Below are 16,913 nucleotides of genomic sequence, written 5' to 3'. Positions count from 1 at the left end.
CCATGCCACTCACGCCGGGCCAGGCCTCCACGCCGAAGTACATCTTCGTGACCGGTGGCGTCGTGTCCTCCCTCGGCAAGGGCATCGCTGCGGCGTCGCTCGGACGCCTGCTCGTCGAGCGCGGATTCCGCGTCACGATGATGAAGCTTGATCCGTACCTCAACGTCGACCCCGGCACGATGTCGCCGTTCCAGCACGGCGAAGTCTTCGTGACCGATGACGGCGCCGAGACGGACCTCGATCTCGGCCACTACGAGCGCTTCCTCGATCGCCCGCTGTCGCAGGCCAACAACATCACGACCGGGCGGATCTACTCGAACGTGATCACCAAGGAACGCCGCGGGGAATACCTTGGCTCCACGGTGCAGGTCATCCCGCACATCACCGACGAGATCAAGAACGCCGTCAAGCGCATCGCGCCGGGCAACGATGTCGTGCTCGTCGAGATCGGCGGCACGGTCGGTGACATCGAGTCGCTGCCGTTCCTCGAAGCCATCCGCCAGTTCCGTCGGGAAGTCGGCAAGGAGAACGCGCTGTTCGTGCACCTCACCCTGGTGCCGTACATCGCCGCGGCCGGCGAGGTGAAGACCAAGCCCACGCAGCACTCGGTACGCGAGCTCATGGAGATCGGTATCCAGCCCGACTTCCTGATCTGCCGCAGCGAAAAGCCGTTGCAGGATGATGTGAAGCGCAAGATTGCGCTCTTCTGCAACGTGGACTTTGGCGCGGTGATCGAAAGCCCCGACGTGCCCACGATCTACGAGATCCCGCTCGTCTTCGAGCAGCAGGGCTTTGCCGAGCGCGTCATGGAGCGTCTGCGCCTCACGGCCAACACTCCCGATCTCGGCGCGTGGCGCACCATGGTGCAGCGCATCACGCATCCGCGGGAAAAGGTCAAGATCTGCGTCGTCGGCAAGTACACCGATTACGTGGACAGCTACAAGAGCGTGCAGGAAGCGCTCATCCACGGCGGCATCGCCAACGACGTCGGGGTGGAGCTCGCGTGGACGTCGAGCGATCTGTTCACGTCGGCCGAGCGCGCGCGGGAGATCCTGTCGCAGTACCACGGGCTGCTCGTGCCCGGCGGCTTCGGCGTACGCGGTGTGGAAGGCATGGTCGAAGCGATCCGGGCCGCGCGGGAGATGCAGCTGCCGTTCTTCGGCATCTGCCTCGGCATGCAGGTCGCCATCATCGAGTTCGCCCGCCACGTGCTCCAGCTGGGCGACAGCCACTCCAGTGAGTTTGCGCCGGAGTGCAGCAATCCGGTGATCTCGCTCATGGATTCGCAGCGCGAAGTGACCGACAAGGGGGGCACGATGCGCCTTGGCGCGTACCCCTGCCGCCTGCAGCGTGGCTCGAAGGCGGCGGAGATCTACGGCCAGCCCGAGGTGAGCGAGCGGCACCGCCACCGCTACGAAGTCAGCAACCGCTATCGCGAAGCGTTCGAGAAGAATGGCATGCGCCTCAGCGGCCTCTCGCCCGATGACTCGCTCGTCGAGATGATCGAGTTGCCGGCCGACACGCATCCGCACTTTGTTGGCTGCCAGTTCCACCCCGAGCTGCAGTCGCGCCCGCTGCGTCCGCATCCGCTGTTCGCGGCGTTCGTTGCCGCCGCCGATCGCCGGCGGCGCAGTGCCGCGGCCACGCACGCGCCGGCGCCGGCACTTGCCCACGTGAACCAGTGAGCCTCGTGTCTGCGTCGCATTTTCCCGGCGATCGGTTGTTCCTGATCGCCGGTCCGTGTCAGCTCGAAGACGATGCACTCAACCTGCGGGTCGGTGAGGCGCTCGCGCGCCTCGCCGAGCATGTGCCGGGCGGGGTGATCTTCAAGGCCAGCTTCGACAAGGCCAATCGCTCCAACATCGATGGTGTCCGCGGCCCCGGCATCGACGCCGGCCTCGCCGCCCTCGACCGCGTGCGCGCGGCGACCGGCCTGCCCATCCTGACGGACGTGCACGAGGCCGGGCAGTGTGCGGCCGCCGGGCAGGTCTGCGACGTCCTGCAGATCCCGGCCTTCCTCTGCCGCCAGACCGATCTCCTGCTGGCCGCAGGCGCGACCGGGCGAGCGGTCAACGTGAAGAAGGGGCAGTTCCTGCACCCCGAAGGCATGCGCGGCGCCGTCCGCAAAGTCGAAGCGGGGGCCACCCTCGCCGGGAAAGACGTCGGCGCGCTCGCGGTCACCGAGCGCGGCACCTTCTTCGGCTACGGCGACCTCGTGGTGGACATGCGGAGCTTCGCGCGCATGCGTGAGGCGTGCGGCGTTCCGGTGATCTTCGACGCGACGCACAGCGTGCAGCAGCCGGGGAAGGGGCAGGGGGGCGCCAGCGGTGGCGCGCGGGAGTTCATTCCGCCGCTCACCTTCGCCGCCATCGCGGCCGGAGCGCAGGGGCTCTTTCTCGAGACCCATCCCACGCCCGATACGGCGCCGAGCGATGGCCCCAACATGATCCCGCTGGCCGAGCTGCCGGATCTCCTCGCGCGCGCGGTGGATATCTGGGATCGGACGGTCCGGTGATGATGGACGCTGACGGCCTCGCGCCGCTCACGGTGTATGCACCGCGGATCGAGCCCGCGGTGGCCAAGCGCATCAAGGTGGTCGGCTTCGATGTGGACGGCGTCCTCACCGACGGCGGCGTCTACCTCGGCAGCACGCGCCATGACGAGGCGTGGCTGCCATTCGAGCTCAAGCGCTACGACATCCAGGACGGTCTCGGGATGGCGATGCTGCGCGAGTGCGGACTCAAGGTCGTGATCATCACCGGGCGCGTGTCCGAAAGCGTGGCCACGCGCGGTCGGGAGCTGCGGGTGGATGCGTGCATCCAGGATCCGCACGCGCGCAAGCTGCCCGCGCTGCGGCGACTCTGCGACGAATGGGGCATGACGCTCGACGAGGTCGCGTTCGTGGGCGACGACCTGCCCGATCTGGCGGTGCTGCGCGCAGTGGGGCTCCCCGTGGCCGTGGGCAACTGCGTCGCCGAGGTCGCCCGCGCGGCCCATCTGCAGCTCGCCAGGACGGGCGGGCGCGGGGCGGTACGCGAATTTGCCGAGGCACTGCTGCACGCGCGGGGCGAATGGATCGATGCGGTGGAGCGGTATGTCGCGAGTCGCAGCGTGGATGGCGATGTGGTGACGGAGGTGCGTCAGTGAGCCAGGCCGAGATCATCGCGCGCGGTCAGCGCGTCCTTGCGCTCGAGGCGGAGGCGCTGCGCAACGTGGAGCAGGCGCTTGGCGCCTCGTTCGTCACCGCGGTGCAATTGCTGGCGGGTTGTCGCGGGCGCGTGATCGTCGCCGGCGTCGGCAAGTCGGGGCTCGTGGGCCGCAAGATGGCGGCGACGTTCACGAGTACGGGCACGCCGGCCATGTTTCTCCACCCGGTGGAGAGCCTGCACGGCGACCTTGGCATCGTGGGCCCGGATGACGTCGCCATTCTCATTTCGAAGAGTGGCGAGAGCGACGAACTGCTCGGGCTGATCGAGGCGCTCGCGCGCATGGGGGTCAAGATGATCGCCATGACCGCCGGCCCCGAGTCGCGGCTCGCGCGCCTCACCGATGTCACGCTCGATCTGCTGGTGAAGGAGGAGGCGTGCCCACACGATCTCGCCCCGACCACCAGCACGACCGTCACGCTGGCGCTGGGCGACGCGCTGGCGGTGGCGCTCATGGCCGAGAAGGGATTCCGTGCCGAAGACTTTGCGCGCCTGCATCCCGGTGGAGCCCTTGGCCGCAAGCTGTTGACGCGCGTGAGTGACGTTATGGAAACCGAACGGCTGCCCGTGCTGCCGAAGTCGGCCACGATGCGCGAGGCCGTGGTGCTGCTCGCCGAGCGCCGGGGCATTGCCATCGTGGTGGAACAGGAGCGCGTCTCCGGGGTCGTCACCGCTGGCGATCTCACGCGTCTGCTGGAGCGCCACCAGGATGTGCTCACGGTTCCCGTGGCCTCCGTCATGACCACGTCGCCGCGCCTGGCGCAGGAGCACGAATTGGGGAGTGCGGTGGTGCATCGCATGGAAACGCATGGCATCATGGCGATGCCGGTGACCTCCGCGAGCGGAACGCTCGTCGGGGTCGTTCATCTGCATGACCTCATGCGCGCGGGAGCGGTGTGATGCGGCGCGCACAGGTCGTGACGATGGCGGTGGCCGCCGTGTCCCTGCTGGGGGCCGCCGCGTGTCCCCAGAAGAAGACAGCAGGCGTCGCCCCCAAGCGGCTGACGATCCCCGACTCGGCGGAAACGATCGCCTTCGGCACCCGGGTCGTCCTGACGGACCGCGGCGTCAACAAGGGCGAGCTCTTGAGCGATACCGCGCTCACGTACGAGGATGGCACGCGCCTTGTCTTGTATCCGGTGAATATGACGTTTTACACCACCACCGGAGCCAAGGACGGCGTGATGACCGCCAAGTGGGGCACGTACAACCAGCGGCTGCAGCGCCTGGAAGTGCGCGGCAACGTTGTGGTCGTGCGCGAAGATGGCAAGCGGCTCAGCACGCCGCAGTTGGTCTACGATCAGCAGCGCAATCAGTTCTTCACCGATTCGGCGTTCACGCTCAATGAGCCGAAGCGGACCATGACGGGCATCGGCTTCGAAAGCGATCCGAAGATGACGACGTCCAAGTGCCTGAAGTCGTGCAAGTTTACTGGCGCGGTGCAGGTACCCACGAAGTGACCGATCGTCACGCGCCGCTCGCCACGCCGACACGCCGCACCGCGGCGCTGTGGCGTCTGAGCGCGATCGCACTGCTCGTCGCGGCGGCCTGCCGTGGTGGCGGGAGCGCCGGTGGCAAGGCCCCCGCGCCGCAGCCGCCGGTGGCGCCCGCCAAGCCGGAGACTGCCGCGGCGCCCAAGGACACGAGCACGCCGGCCGCGCCCAAGTCGGACAGCGCCAAGGCGCCCGCGGCCGACTCCACCAAGAAGGTGGATTCCAAGCCGGTCCCCAAGAAGAAGCCGGCCCCCGCCAGCAAGAACTGTTTGCTGGACATGGCCGAGTCCCCGCCCGACAACCGGCTGCTCTACCAGCGCATCAGCGAAGGCGTGTCGAACACGTTCATCGGTGGTGGGTTCGTGGGCCGTTGTCAGGGCGAGGACAACAAGCTGCGCGCCGACAGCGCCGAGCAGTTCGAAGGTCCCGGCATCATCAATCTCTTTGGCAACGTCGTGTATGAAGAGCCGAAGAAGATGCAGGTGCGGGCCACGCACGCGATCTACTTCACCCGCGAAGGGCGGCTCTTCGCCGATGGCGGCGTGATCGCCACCGGGCTCGAATCGGGCAGCACGTTCACCGGCCAGAGCATGGAGTACTACCGGGCGACCGCCGAACGGCCGGTGGCCCGCCTCGTCGCACCGATGCGCTCCACGGCCACGCTCATCGAGAAGGACAGCGTCACCGGCAAGCCCGGGCCGCCGACCTCCATCACCGCCAATCGCTTCGAAGACGCCGGCGACTCGCTGCTGTATGCGTGGGGCGAAGTGGTGATCCAGCGCGAGCGCCTCGTCGGCCGCGCCGACAGCTCGCTCTTCGACAAGGTCACCGAGAAGTCGCGCCTCATGCGTGGCGCGCGCATCGTGAACAACGATTCCGCGCGGCGCTTCACGCTGAACGGCGACACCATCGATTTGTACAGTCAGAATCGCCAGCTCGACCGCGTGATCGCGCGCCACATTGGCCACGCGACCACCGACGACATGCAGCTCGACGCCGAGATCATCGATCTCCGGCTCAAGAATCAGCAGCTCACCGAAGCCTTCGCCTTCGGCAAGGGCCGCGCGAAGGCCAAGACGCCGCAACAGGATGTCGAGGCCGATTCGCTGCGCATCCGCATGGTCGACAAGGTCGCCCGTGAGGTGCACGCCATCGGGGGCGCCAAGGCCGTCGGCGCCGTGGACTCCACCAAGATCAAGTCGCCCGAGAAGGACGTGCTGCGCGGCGACAGCATCTTCGCGTACTTCGACAGCTCCGAAACGGCGATGAAGGACACCGTGAAGGGGCCGCCGATCAAGGAGATCCGCGCCATCGGGAACGCCTCCTCGCTCTTTCACATGGCGAGCAACAAGGGGCGCGAGGCGCGACCGTCGATCAACTACGTGCGCGGCCTGCGCATCTGGGTCAATTTCGATACCGGGGCGGTCCGCACGGTGCGGGTCGATCAGCAGGCCTCGGGCATCTATCTCGAGCCCGAAGACAGTACCGTGGTGGATTCGGCGGCGGTCAGGGACAGCCTGTCCAAGGCCGCCGAGGCGGCGAAGAAGGGGGGGAAGAACGCGCCGAAGGGGAAAGCCCCGCCGGCCAAGGCCCCCGCCAAGCCACCCGCCAAACCGCCCACCCCCATTGACGCAGCCCTGCCGCCGCTCGCGCTGGTCGCTTTCCGGTCCCGACGCCCATGAGCCATCCCGACTCGTTCGCCCCACCCACTGACGACGCCGGCGTCCTGGCCCTGGTCGCCCGGGCGGTGCACGGGGACCGTGCGCTCGCCGCCATGGTGCAGGCGATGCTCGACGCTGCCGACGCCAACGGCGCCGCGCCGGTGCAGGCGCTGGTCGCCCGATATCTCGCCGACCTCGCCGATGCGCAGCGTCCGTCGCCCGACGAAGTCCGCAGCCATCTGGCGGCGGCGGTGCTGCCGCGGCTGGCTGCCACTGGGCTGATCGAGGCGCCCGCCAGCCCTCCGTTGCCCCCCGAGGCCACGGTCCGCTTTACCGCCGCCGTCTGGCCGGCCCTGCAGGCCCAACGTGCCGAAGTGGCACGGCAGCTTCGGGCCACGGGCGAGCATCGGCGGCCGTCCCCGACCCCCGCCTCCACGTCGGCCGCCGCGCCAGCCTCGGTCCTCAGCGCCGACGGCCTCGTGAAGATCTACAAGGGCCGCCGGGTCGTGAACGACGTCGCCCTCCGCGTGGCGCAGGGTGAGATCGTCGGGCTCCTGGGACCGAACGGCGCCGGCAAGACCACCACGTTCTATATGCTGGTCGGGTTGATTGCTCCCCAGGCCGGGCGTATCCGCTTGGATGGCAACGACATCACCGACATGCCCATGTACCGCCGCGCACGGCAGGGGATCGGTTACCTTTCACAGGAGCCGTCAATCTTCCGTAAGCTGACGGTCGAACAGAATATTTTGGCGGTCCTCGAGACGTTGCCCATCTCCGCCGAGGAGCGGAAGGCGCGTCTGGAGACCCTGCTGGACGAACTCAGCATCAAGCACCTGCGCAAGAGCAAGGCCTATCAACTCTCGGGCGGCGAACGTCGCCGTCTCGAGATCACCCGCGCTCTGGTCACGCAACCCAAGTTCATGATGCTCGATGAGCCGTTCGCCGGCGTGGACCCGATCGCGGTCCACGATATTCAGACCATCGTGGCGGACCTCCGCCACCGTGGCATCGGCGTGCTCATCAGCGACCACAACGTCGAACAGACCCTCGACATCGTCGATCGGGCGTACATCATGTTCGAGGGGCAGGTGAAGGTCTCCGGTACAGTTCGTGAACTCGTCTTCGACGATTCCGTCGCGGAGGATTATCTCGGGCCCACCCTGGCGGCCCGACTCCGCCGACGCTTCGCCGAAGCAGACGAGGGAGTGCTGACCGAATGAAGACAGGTCTCCAGCAACACGCCGGACTCCGACAGGAGCTCAAGGTCAATCCACGCCTGTATCAGGCGATGGATTTGCTCTACATGCCCCTGCTCGACCTCCAGCAGCACCTCAAGCAGGAGCTGCTCACCAATCCCTTCCTCGAGCTCGTCGAGCCCGAGGAGGACGACGACGACAGCCCCGATGCGGAGGAGTCGTCGGAACCGGAGGATCTGGCCGAGCCGGAAACCACCTCGGAAGCCGCCGCCGAGCCCGAGAAGACGGGCGACGACGACGTCGACTGGGAAGCCGTGCTGCTCGATGGCTTCGAAACCGGGGGCCAGCGCGAAGAGCACGAGCAGCGGGAGTGGTACGAGCCCGTCACCGTCGATTCCCGCGATCTGGGCGACCACCTCACGGAGCAGCTCTCGCTCCTCGAGCTGTCGCCGCGTCAGGCGTTTCTCGCCGAGGAATTCGTCGGGAACATCAACGACGACGGCTGGCTCGCCTGCTCGCTGGAAGAAATCCAGCGCGGCGTGAACGAGCTGCTGCAAAAGGAAGCCGAAGAACGCGACATCGACGGCACGGTGCCGGTCTTTACCGACGCCGAGATTCTGCAGATGCTGCAGATCATTCAGGATCTCGATCCGCCGGGCGTCGGCGCGCGGGATCTGCGCGAATGCCTGCTGCTGCAGCTCCGTGCCGCCGGTCAGCGGGAGTCGCTCGCGTATCGCCTCGTGGAAGAGGCGTTCGAGGAGCTCATCGCCCATCGGTGGAGCGAGCTCTCCAAGCGCTTTGGTATTTCCGCGCAGGACGTGCAGGGCGCCGCCGACGAAATCGCCAAGCTCGATCCGCGCCCGGGCCTCCGCTTCAGCGCCGGCAGCGACAACTACATCATCCCCGACCTCGTCGTCGAGAAGATCGAAGGGCATTACCACATCTTCCTGAACGACGGCAATCTGCCGCGCCTCAAGCTCTCGCGCACCTATCAGGAAATCGCGCGCGACAAGAAGAAGTACGACGCGGAGAGCAAGGATTTCATCGCCAGCAAGCTCAACTCGGCGAACTGGATGATTCAGGCCATCGAGCAGCGTCGGCAGACGATGCTCAAGGTCATGCATTACATCGTCGATCGGCAGAAGGACTTCTTCGAGCGTGGCGTGCAGGCGCTGCGCCCGCTCACCCTGCGCGAAGTGGCCGAAGCCGTCGGCATGCACGAAAGCACCGTCAGCCGCGTCACGAACGAGAAGTTCGTCCAGACGCCACGGGGCGTGCTGCCGCTCAAGTTCTTCTTCTCCTCCGGCCTCTCCACGGCCGATGGCGACGACGTCTCCGCCCGCGGGATCAAGGACCAGATCCAGAAGCTGGTCTCCGGCGAGGACGCCAAGAACCCGCTGACCGACCAGGCGATCGTCGAGATCCTCCAGCAGACCGGCGTCAACATCGCGCGTCGTACGGTGGCCAAGTATCGCGACCAGCTGGGCGTCCTCCCCGCCCGGATGCGCAAGCGCGTCTGACGGGCGGCGTCCGCGCGGGCGCCGCAGTCGCGGAGCCCGCCGCGACCGTGTACCCTTCTGCATGGCCGTGAGTACCCGACCCCTCCGCACTACGCCCCGTCAGCCGCAGGCGCCCCTCGTCGACGTGAGCGTGCTGGTCCCCGCCAAGGATGAGGCGGGGAACCTCGCGCTCTTCCTCGAGCTGTGCGAGGCGATGATCCGCGCGCAGTCCGCCCGCTACGAAGTGGTGGTCGTGGACGATGGCTCGACCGACGGCAGCTGGGCGCTGCTGCAGCAGCTCCGCACGCGCTTCGACTTCCTCCGCCCGGTGCGCCATCGCGCCCAGCGCGGCATCGCCGAGGCGCTGCGCACGGGCTATCTCCACGCCCAGGGGCAGGTGCTCGTCTTCTACCCGGCCGATCTGCAGTTCAAGCCGGAAGATATCCCGAGCCTGGTGGGGCCCATCCTGGCCGGTGAGTCGGACATGGTCACCGGCTACAAGCAGGGGAAGTACGAGAAGGCCTTCGTATCGCGCATCTACAACGGCCTGAGTCGCACACTCTTTCACGTGCCGGTGCGCGACCTGAACAACGTGAAGGCCTATCGGCGGGAGATCATGGCGGCGCTGCCCATGCGCCCCGACTTCCACCGCTACATGATCGTCATGGCCGCCGCGCAGGGCTTCACGGTCACCGAAGTCCCGATCCCGCTCTACCCGCGACACAGCGGCCGCTCCAAGTTCGGCCTGTCGCGCATTCCGGTGGGCGTGCTCGACATGGTCGCGGTGTGGTTCGAGCTGCGCTTTGGCCAGAAGCCGTTGCTGGCCTTCGGCATGCTCGGCGCCGCGCTCTTCGGCGTGGGCTTCCTCGCCGGCATCACCGCGCTCGGGTGGCTCGCTGCGACCGGCGAAGGGCAGCGCTGGGTCTGGACGCTCATCCAGACGTGTCTGCTCCTCGGCTCCGTCTTCTTTGCCACGGGGCTGCTCGGCGAGCAGATCGCGCAGCAGCGCGCCGAGATGCGCGAACTGCGCCGCGAACTCGACGAGCTGGCCACGCGCGCCGCCGACGCGGACAGCCTCGACGCCGGCACCGTCGACCCGCGCTGATGCGGAGACGCTGATGCGGACGCCCGGGCGCACCGCTCCGCGTATCCTCTTCGTTACGCACAACGTGCCTCGCGCGGCCGGTGATATCGCCGGTTCGTTCGTGCTGCGGCTCGCGGTAGCACTGCAGGCCGCTGGCGCGCGCGTCGACATCATCGCCCCCGGTGCCCCAGGGCTCGCCCCCCACGACACCCTCGAAGGGGTCCGCATCGACCGCGTGCGCTATGCCAGCGACGCGCGCATGACGCTCGCCTACACCGGCACCATGGCGGAAGCGGTGCAGGGGAGCTGGAGCGGCCGCTTCGCGCTGCTGCAACTGCTGTGGCACCTGCGCCGCGCCACGCAGCACGCGCTGCGCGCGGCCGCGACGGCGGGTGACCCGTACACCGTGGTGCATGCGCACTGGTGGTTTCCGGCGGCACTCGCGCTCAAGGGAGCACTCCCCGCCGAGACGCCGCTCGTCATCACGATGCACGGCTCGGACGTGCGTCTCGCCGAGAAGAAGCCGGTGGCGCATCCGCTCATGCGCGCGGTGCTGACCTCGGCGCGGGTCTCGACCGCGGTGTCCTCGTGGCTGGCAGATGCCGCGCATCGCATCGCCCCGGCCGCGAAGATTGCGATCGCGCCCATGCCGGTGGACGACCGCCTCTTCGCCGATCACGCCGATGACGACGCGCGACACGGCGTGTTGTTTGTCGGCCGCCTGAATGCGCAGAAGGGGCTCGCCGACTTGCTGGAGGCGATGGCCGATGCGCGCCTCGCCACCGAACGCCTCACGATTGTCGGCGAGGGCCCCGATCGAACGGCGCTCGAACAGCAGGCGGCGCGCCTCGGGCTCACGGATCGCCTCACGTGGCTCGGCGTGCTCACGCCGTCGATGCTGGTCGCGCGCTATCGCGAAGCCGCCGTCGTGGCGATGCCCTCGCGCAACGAAGGGCTCGGCTTGGTCGCCGTGGAGGCCCAACTCTCCGGCACCCCCGTGGTCGCCTATGCGGAAGGCGGGCTGCTCGATGTCGTGCGCCCCGAGCATGGCGGGACGCTGGTCACGGCCGGTGACCGGGCCGCGCTGGCCACCGCGCTCGCGCGTCTGCTGCACGATCCCGCCGCCTGTGTGCAGGCCGGCCTGCAGGGGCGCGTCTTTGTCCAGTCGCGCTTTACCCCCGACGCGGTGGCTGCGCGTTACCTCGCGCTGTACGCCGAGGCCACGTCATGAACCGCGCGCCGCAGTCCATCGCCTGGTGGCGACATCCGGCGTTTCGGCTCGCCCTGCTCGCCGTCGCGTTCGTCTCCCTCGCCTGGGGGTTCTCGGCGCAATGGCGCGACCTGCAGACGGAGATCGCCGCCTCGGCACGTCAGCTGACCATTCACTGGGGCTACGTGCTGCTCGGCTCGGGCCTCGTGCTCGCAACCCATGCCACGCTGGTGCAAAGCTGGCGCATGCTGCTCGCCGGATGGGGCGGGTCGCTCGGGTACGGGCGCGCGGTGCAGATCTGGACGATCGCCAACCTCGGGAAGTGGATCCCGGGGAAGGTGTGGCAGGTCGGCGCGATGGGGATGATGGCCGAGGATGAAGGCGTCTCGGGCATCGCGGCGGCCGGTGCGGCGCTCCTTGGCACCCTCCTCAACATCGGCGCCGGGTTCGGTATTACGGCGCTCGCGGGGGCACCGGCGCTCAACGCCGTGCGACCGGGGCTCCAGCCGGTCGCGCTTGTCGCCTCGGCGCTGTTCCTGATCGGGGTGGCGGCGCTGCCGTTCGTGCTGCCACGCCTTCTCGATCGCTTGGCCACGTGGCGCGGCTTGCCGGCCGCGGAACAGCATCTCGCACCGGCCGCCGTGTGGACCGCCACCGCCATCAATGCTGCCTCGTGGGTGGGATATGGCGCAGCGTTCTGGTGCTTTTCCCGGGGCGTGACGCCGGGCGTCAGTGGCGATCCCAGCGCGTTCGTCGCAGTTTACACGGCTTCGTATCTCATTGGATATCTGGTTCTGTTTTCCCCCGGTGGACTGGGCTTTCGCGAAACCGCGCTCGTCGCGCTGCTCGTGGCACTCGGCATGGCCGGAAAAGGTGACGCAGCGATCCTTGCGCTGAGTTCACGGGTATGGATCACTATCCTCGAGATTCTGCCCGGGGTCATCGGCTTGCTGCTGCTGACGCCCAGGCAACGCGCGGTGCTCCGTCGCCCCGGCTGATCGCCGGTCCCGGAGTCGCGCCTCCCGACACCGACTCCTTCATGGCCCGACCTGACGCACCGACGCCCCCCGCAGCCCCGAAACAGCCGTTTCTGGTGGCCGCCGGCGTCTGCGTACTTGCCACCCTGCTGCTGGCGTGGCCCGCGTTGGGCGGGGCCTTTCTGGTCAATCCGAATTCCGACCAGTACATCGCGGGCTACTCGTTCCGAGAGTTCGCCGCCCGCTCGCTGCGCGAGGGCCAGGGCTTTCCCCTCTGGAACCCCTACCAGTTCGGCGGGATGCCGTATGTCGCGGCCATGCACGGCGACATCTTCTATCCGACGTTCCTCCTGCGACTGATCCTGCCGACGGACGTCGCGATGACCTGGGGCTTCGTGCTCCACATGATGCTGGCCGGCATCTTTACCTACGGCTTTCTGCGCGCAGCCGGCGTGCGGTTCCACGCCGCCTGCGTGGGTGCGGTCGCGTATCTCCTGAGCGGCGCGGTCGCGTCGTATGCGTCGCCCGGACACGACGGCAAGCTGTTCGTCAGCGCCTTGCTGCCCGCGGCCCTCTGGGCCCTGACCCGCGGCCTCCGCGATGGGCGGCGCGGCGCCTGGGGGGCGCTGGCCGTCGTCGTGGGGTTGGGCGTGCTCTCCCCCCACCCGCAGCTGCTGCAGTACCTGCTGCTGACCAGCGGGGCCTACGCGCTCTTCCTCGCCCTGCGGCCAGCGTCCGTCTCCACCGACGACGGTCCGGTGGCCGATCAGGCCCCGCGGTTCCCGCGGCTCGGACTCGCCCTGCTGGCGGTGGTCCTGGGTGCCCTCATCGGCGCCATCCAGTACCTCCCGGTTCGCGAGTACGTCGCCTGGTCGCCACGCGCCGGCGGCAAGGGGTACGACTACGCCACCAGCTTTTCGTTTCCACTCGAGGAAACGATCAACATGTACCTCCCCCAGTTCTCTGGCATTCTGGAGCACTACTGGGGGCGCAACGGCATCCATTTCCACAGCGAGTACATCGGGGCCAGCGTCCTGATCCTCGCGCTCTTTGCCTTCGGGGGCGGCCTCCTCAACCGGCACCGTGGGCATGTCTGGTTCTGGCTCGGCGCCCTGATCGTCTCGCTGCTGTGGGCGTGGGGGGGCAACACGCCGTTCTATCAGCTGGTCTACGCCATCGTCCCCGGGAGCAAGTTCTTCCGGGCCCCGAGCACCATTCTGTATGTGTCCGCCTTCGCCTGCGCGGTGCTGGCGTCGTTCGGCGCCGAGCGCGTCTTGGCGGGGAAGGGGACCACCCGCTACGCGATCGGCTGGGGGCTGTTCGCCCTGCTGGTCGCCGGCATGGCCACGGCGGGGGGCTTCACCAATATCGCGATGGCGCTGCTGGGCGACGCGCGCGGTGATGCGATCGAGGCGAATGCCACGAACGTGGTGCTGGGCGCTTGGCGTTCGGCGGCGGTGGTCTTCGTGGCCGCTGGCCTCATGCTCGCGATCGCCCGCGGCCGACTCACGGGGGCGCGTGCCGGCTGGCTGCTGACCGCCTTGGTGGCGCTCGACCTGTGGAGTATCGAGCGCCACTACTGGACGTTCTCCGCGCCGGCGAGCCAGCTCTATGCGGAAGACGACATCATCCGGTTTCTCAAGAAGCAGCCGCAACCGAGCCGTGTCATTGCACTTCCGCTCGGTGAGAACATGGCGCCTCACGATCCGTTCGTCCTGGGCGACGCGCTGATGCACCATCAGATTCGCGGCGTGCTGGGCTACCACGGCAATGAGCTCGGCCGCTATCAGGAGCTATACGGGAAGACCGAAGGCTTCCAGTCGGTTGCCAATCCGAACTTCTGGTCGCTCGTCAACGCGCGGTTCTTCTACACCAACGCGCCGGGGCTTCCGTTCCAGGGCGCCAAACTCGTGGCCGGTCCGGTGCGGAATGCGGCCGGTACCATGACCTATCTGTACGAGCTCCCCGGCGAGCACCCCGTGGCCTGGCTCGCGCCGATGAAGGTGAAGCTCGACGATGCGACCGCCAAGGCCACGGTGCTCAACCCGCTGTTCGACGTGCGCCGCGTGGCGATCTTTGACTCGAGTGCCAACGTGGCCGCCCAGCCGGTGAACTCGCCGCTCCCGGAGCCGGTCCCGTTCGGTGTGACGGCGAGCCGCTATGAGCCCGGACGCATTGAGCTCGAACTCGACGGCCCGGCGCCGGCCGGAAGCGCGTTGGTGGTGTCCGAAAACTTCTATCCCGGCTGGACGGCGACTGTGGACGACAAGCCGGTCCCGGTCTCCCGAGTAGACTTCACCCTCATGGGCCTCGAGCTGCCGACGGGCGCCAAGAAGGTGACGCTGTACTTCACAAGCGCGCCGTATGAAACCGGCAAACTGCTTACACTGCTGGCGCTTGGCCTCTCTGTACTCTGGTGGATTCTTGGTCTGATGCTCGATAGACGGTCTGTTCCAACGCCCCCCGCCACCCCGGCCGCTGCTGCGGCCGCCGCCTGACGGTCGCCCGATGATGCGCATGGCGACGCCCCCGCGCGGGGCGCTGACGACCGGTGAGAAAGGGCTGGTCATCGTTCCGACGTACAACGAAAGCGAGAACGTCACCCGCATCGTGCCGCTGATCCTGCAGCAGGATCCACGGCTCGAGGTGCTCGTCGTCGACGACAACTCCCCCGACGGCACCGGCCGCCTGGCCGACGAGATGGCTGCGGCCGACCCCCGGGTGCACGTGCTGCACCGGGCCGGCAAGGAGGGGTTGGGCCGCGCCTATCTGGCGGGCTTCGGGTGGGCCCTCGAACGGGACTACGACTACATCTTCGAGATGGACGCCGACTTCTCCCATGACCCGGCGCATCTGCCGGAGTTTCTGGCGGCGATCCAGGGGGCCGATCTGGTCCTCGGCTCGCGCTACCGCGATGGGAAGGTCACGGTCGTCAACTGGCCGATGACCCGGCTCATGCTGTCCTACGGGGCGAACATCTATGCCCGGGCGGTCACCGGGATGCATCTGGGTGACGGGACCGGGGGGTTCAAGTGCTTCCGCCGGCGCGTGCTGGAGGCCATTCCGCTCGATCAGGTCCGGTCGAACGGCTACGCCTTTCAGATCGAAATGAGCTTCCGGGCCTGGAAGCGCGGCTTCCGGATCGCGGAGATCCCGATCGTATTCCACGATCGCACAGAAGGGGAGTCGAAGATGTCGAAGCGGATTGTGCGTGAGGCCATCTGGATGGTCTGGCGCCTCCGCTGGTGGGCGCTGACGGGCCGGGCCTGAGCTCGCACGGGTCGCGGCTGCCCACTGCTTCAAGCGAACTCATCCATAAAGATTCAGGGGACAGCGGGGAGCTGTGGACATCAAAGATCTGTGTGGTCTGCCGTTTACCAAGATGACCGGCTCGGGGAACGACTTCGTCTTCTTCGACGGTCGGACGGTCTCGCGGGCGCTCGTCACGCAGCCTCAGGCGATTCAAGCGATCTGCAATCGCTACAACGGGATAGGCGCGGACGGCATCGTCGTTCTCGAGCCAGTGTCGAACGGGGCGGACGTCCAGATCCATTATTTCAACAGCGATGGTACGCCGGCAGATTTGTGCGGCAATGCCACCCTGTGCTCGACGGCCCTCTCGGCGGCCGTCGGCCTCGGCAGCGTCGACGGGATGCGGCTGTCCACCGGCGCCGGCCTGATCACCAGCCGAGTGGGGGCGCTGCCTGAGATCGACTTCCAGCCGGTCAGCGATATCAGCCCACGCATGCCCATCGCCCCGGTCCCGGGCGAGCTGCGCATCGGGTACGCGACGGCAGGGATCCCGCACCTGGTGATTCTGTGCGAGGATGCCGACGCCGTGGACCTGGAGGGGCGCGGACCGGGGCTTCGGTGGGATCCCAGCACCGGCTCGGCGGGGGCCAACGTCAACTGGGTGTCTCGGCGCCCCGACGGCCGGTGGCGCTACCGGACCTTCGAGCGTGGCGTCGAGGGGGAGACGCAGGCCTGCGGCACGGGCGCGATCGCGACGGCCATCCTGCTGGCCACCTGGGGGCTGGACGCGGGCCCCTCGGTGACGATTCGGACGAGTTCCGGGCGCGACCTCATCGTGCGGCTCACGCCCATCCCTACGGGCTTTCAGCCCACGCTCCAGGGCGAAGGACGCGTCGTCTTTCACGGGCAGATCGACCAGCTGGGCTGAGCCACGCGAGTCAGGCTGAACACAAAACCTGAGTCTCCACACCGTGCGAATTGCTCACGACCGATGAGCGATTCGCACTTTTTTCTTTCTCCACAACGCCCAAAAGCGGGCGTGAATCGGGCGACGCGTACACCAACGTTGGTGGCCGGTTGCCCACGGTTCGCAGATCACCAATCGGAATGTGGAGAGGTGGACACTTTGACCATCCGTGATTCCCGAGGAGCAGTCTGGGCTATCGGGGTTATCGTAAAAGAATGTACTGCAATCGGTTAGACAGTTTTGTGCAGGCTGGCGTGGGAATCTCCTCAAACTTTCCCACAGTTATCCACCATCTTTAGTTTACATAACATGTATTATGCGCACTAATGATTGCCGGATATGCACAGCAAAGCGTCTCATTTCAG

The 16,913-nt window shown here is 67.5% G+C and carries 14 protein-coding genes; all 14 read left to right on the top strand.

Features of this window, described 5'->3' with window-relative positions; translation table 11 throughout:
• Nucleotides 1-2: 2 nt before the first annotated feature.
• The 14 genes from K2R93_04140 (at nt 3) to dapF (ending at nt 16,509) form a co-directional block, all read left to right on the top strand.
• Nucleotides 3-1,685: a CTP synthase gene (locus tag K2R93_04140; GenBank protein ID MBY0489008.1), complete on the top strand. Its 1,683-nt coding sequence runs from the start codon at nt 3-5 to the stop codon at nt 1,683-1,685.
• On the top strand, nt 1,682-2,515 hold the full coding sequence (gene kdsA / locus K2R93_04135; protein ID MBY0489007.1) for a 3-deoxy-8-phosphooctulonate synthase: 834 nt from the start codon (nt 1,682-1,684) through the stop codon (nt 2,513-2,515). The genes K2R93_04140 and kdsA overlap by 4 nt, the downstream gene beginning before the upstream one ends.
• Nucleotides 2,515-3,147 (top strand): HAD hydrolase family protein, encoded by a 633-nt coding sequence (locus tag K2R93_04130; GenBank protein ID MBY0489006.1) that lies wholly within the window; start codon nt 2,515-2,517, stop codon nt 3,145-3,147. The genes kdsA and K2R93_04130 overlap by 1 nt, the downstream gene beginning before the upstream one ends.
• Nucleotides 3,072-4,106: a KpsF/GutQ family sugar-phosphate isomerase gene (locus tag K2R93_04125; protein ID MBY0489005.1), complete on the top strand. Its 1,035-nt coding sequence runs from the start codon at nt 3,072-3,074 to the stop codon at nt 4,104-4,106. The genes K2R93_04130 and K2R93_04125 overlap by 76 nt, the downstream gene beginning before the upstream one ends.
• Nucleotides 4,106-4,666: an LPS export ABC transporter periplasmic protein LptC gene (gene lptC, locus K2R93_04120; GenBank protein MBY0489004.1), complete on the top strand. Its 561-nt coding sequence runs from the start codon at nt 4,106-4,108 to the stop codon at nt 4,664-4,666. Before K2R93_04125 ends, lptC begins: the two co-directional genes overlap by 1 nt.
• Nucleotides 4,663-6,381, top strand: a complete 1,719-nt coding sequence (locus K2R93_04115) for a hypothetical protein (GenBank protein ID MBY0489003.1) — start codon at nt 4,663-4,665, stop codon at nt 6,379-6,381. Before lptC ends, K2R93_04115 begins: the two co-directional genes overlap by 4 nt.
• A gap of 353 nt (nt 6,382-6,734) precedes the next feature.
• Nucleotides 6,735-7,583, top strand: coding sequence for an LPS export ABC transporter ATP-binding protein (gene lptB / locus K2R93_04110; GenBank protein ID MBY0489002.1), 849 nt, complete (start codon nt 6,735-6,737; stop codon nt 7,581-7,583).
• Nucleotides 7,580-9,079 (top strand): RNA polymerase factor sigma-54, encoded by a 1,500-nt coding sequence (rpoN, locus tag K2R93_04105; GenBank protein ID MBY0489001.1) that lies wholly within the window; start codon nt 7,580-7,582, stop codon nt 9,077-9,079. Before lptB ends, rpoN begins: the two co-directional genes overlap by 4 nt.
• A gap of 67 nt (nt 9,080-9,146) precedes the next feature.
• Complete coding sequence (locus tag K2R93_04100) at nt 9,147-10,163, top strand: glycosyltransferase (GenBank protein MBY0489000.1); 1,017 nt, start codon at nt 9,147-9,149, stop codon at nt 10,161-10,163.
• Nucleotides 10,164-10,176: 13 nt separating this feature from the next.
• Entirely contained in the window at nt 10,177-11,373 is a 1,197-nt protein-coding gene (locus K2R93_04095; protein MBY0488999.1) for a glycosyltransferase, read from the top strand.
• Complete coding sequence (locus K2R93_04090; GenBank protein MBY0488998.1) at nt 11,370-12,350, top strand: flippase-like domain-containing protein; 981 nt, start codon at nt 11,370-11,372, stop codon at nt 12,348-12,350. Before K2R93_04095 ends, K2R93_04090 begins: the two co-directional genes overlap by 4 nt.
• Before the next feature lie 41 nt (nt 12,351-12,391).
• Nucleotides 12,392-14,827: a YfhO family protein gene (locus K2R93_04085; protein ID MBY0488997.1), complete on the top strand. Its 2,436-nt coding sequence runs from the start codon at nt 12,392-12,394 to the stop codon at nt 14,825-14,827.
• 19 nt (nt 14,828-14,846) lie between these two features.
• A complete protein-coding gene (locus K2R93_04080; protein ID MBY0488996.1) occupies nt 14,847-15,599 on the top strand; it encodes a polyprenol monophosphomannose synthase in 753 nt (250 codons plus the stop codon).
• A 112-nt stretch (nt 15,600-15,711) separates the two neighbouring features.
• Nucleotides 15,712-16,509, top strand: coding sequence for a diaminopimelate epimerase (dapF, locus tag K2R93_04075; protein ID MBY0488995.1), 798 nt, complete (start codon nt 15,712-15,714; stop codon nt 16,507-16,509).
• Nucleotides 16,510-16,913 lie beyond the last annotated feature (404 nt).

The organism is Gemmatimonadaceae bacterium, from assembly GCA_019752115.1.
Taxonomy (GTDB): domain Bacteria; phylum Gemmatimonadota; class Gemmatimonadetes; order Gemmatimonadales; family Gemmatimonadaceae; genus Gemmatimonas.
The sequence above is the reverse complement of the archived record's forward strand: the minus strand, read 5'-3'. Positions and strand labels throughout refer to the sequence as shown.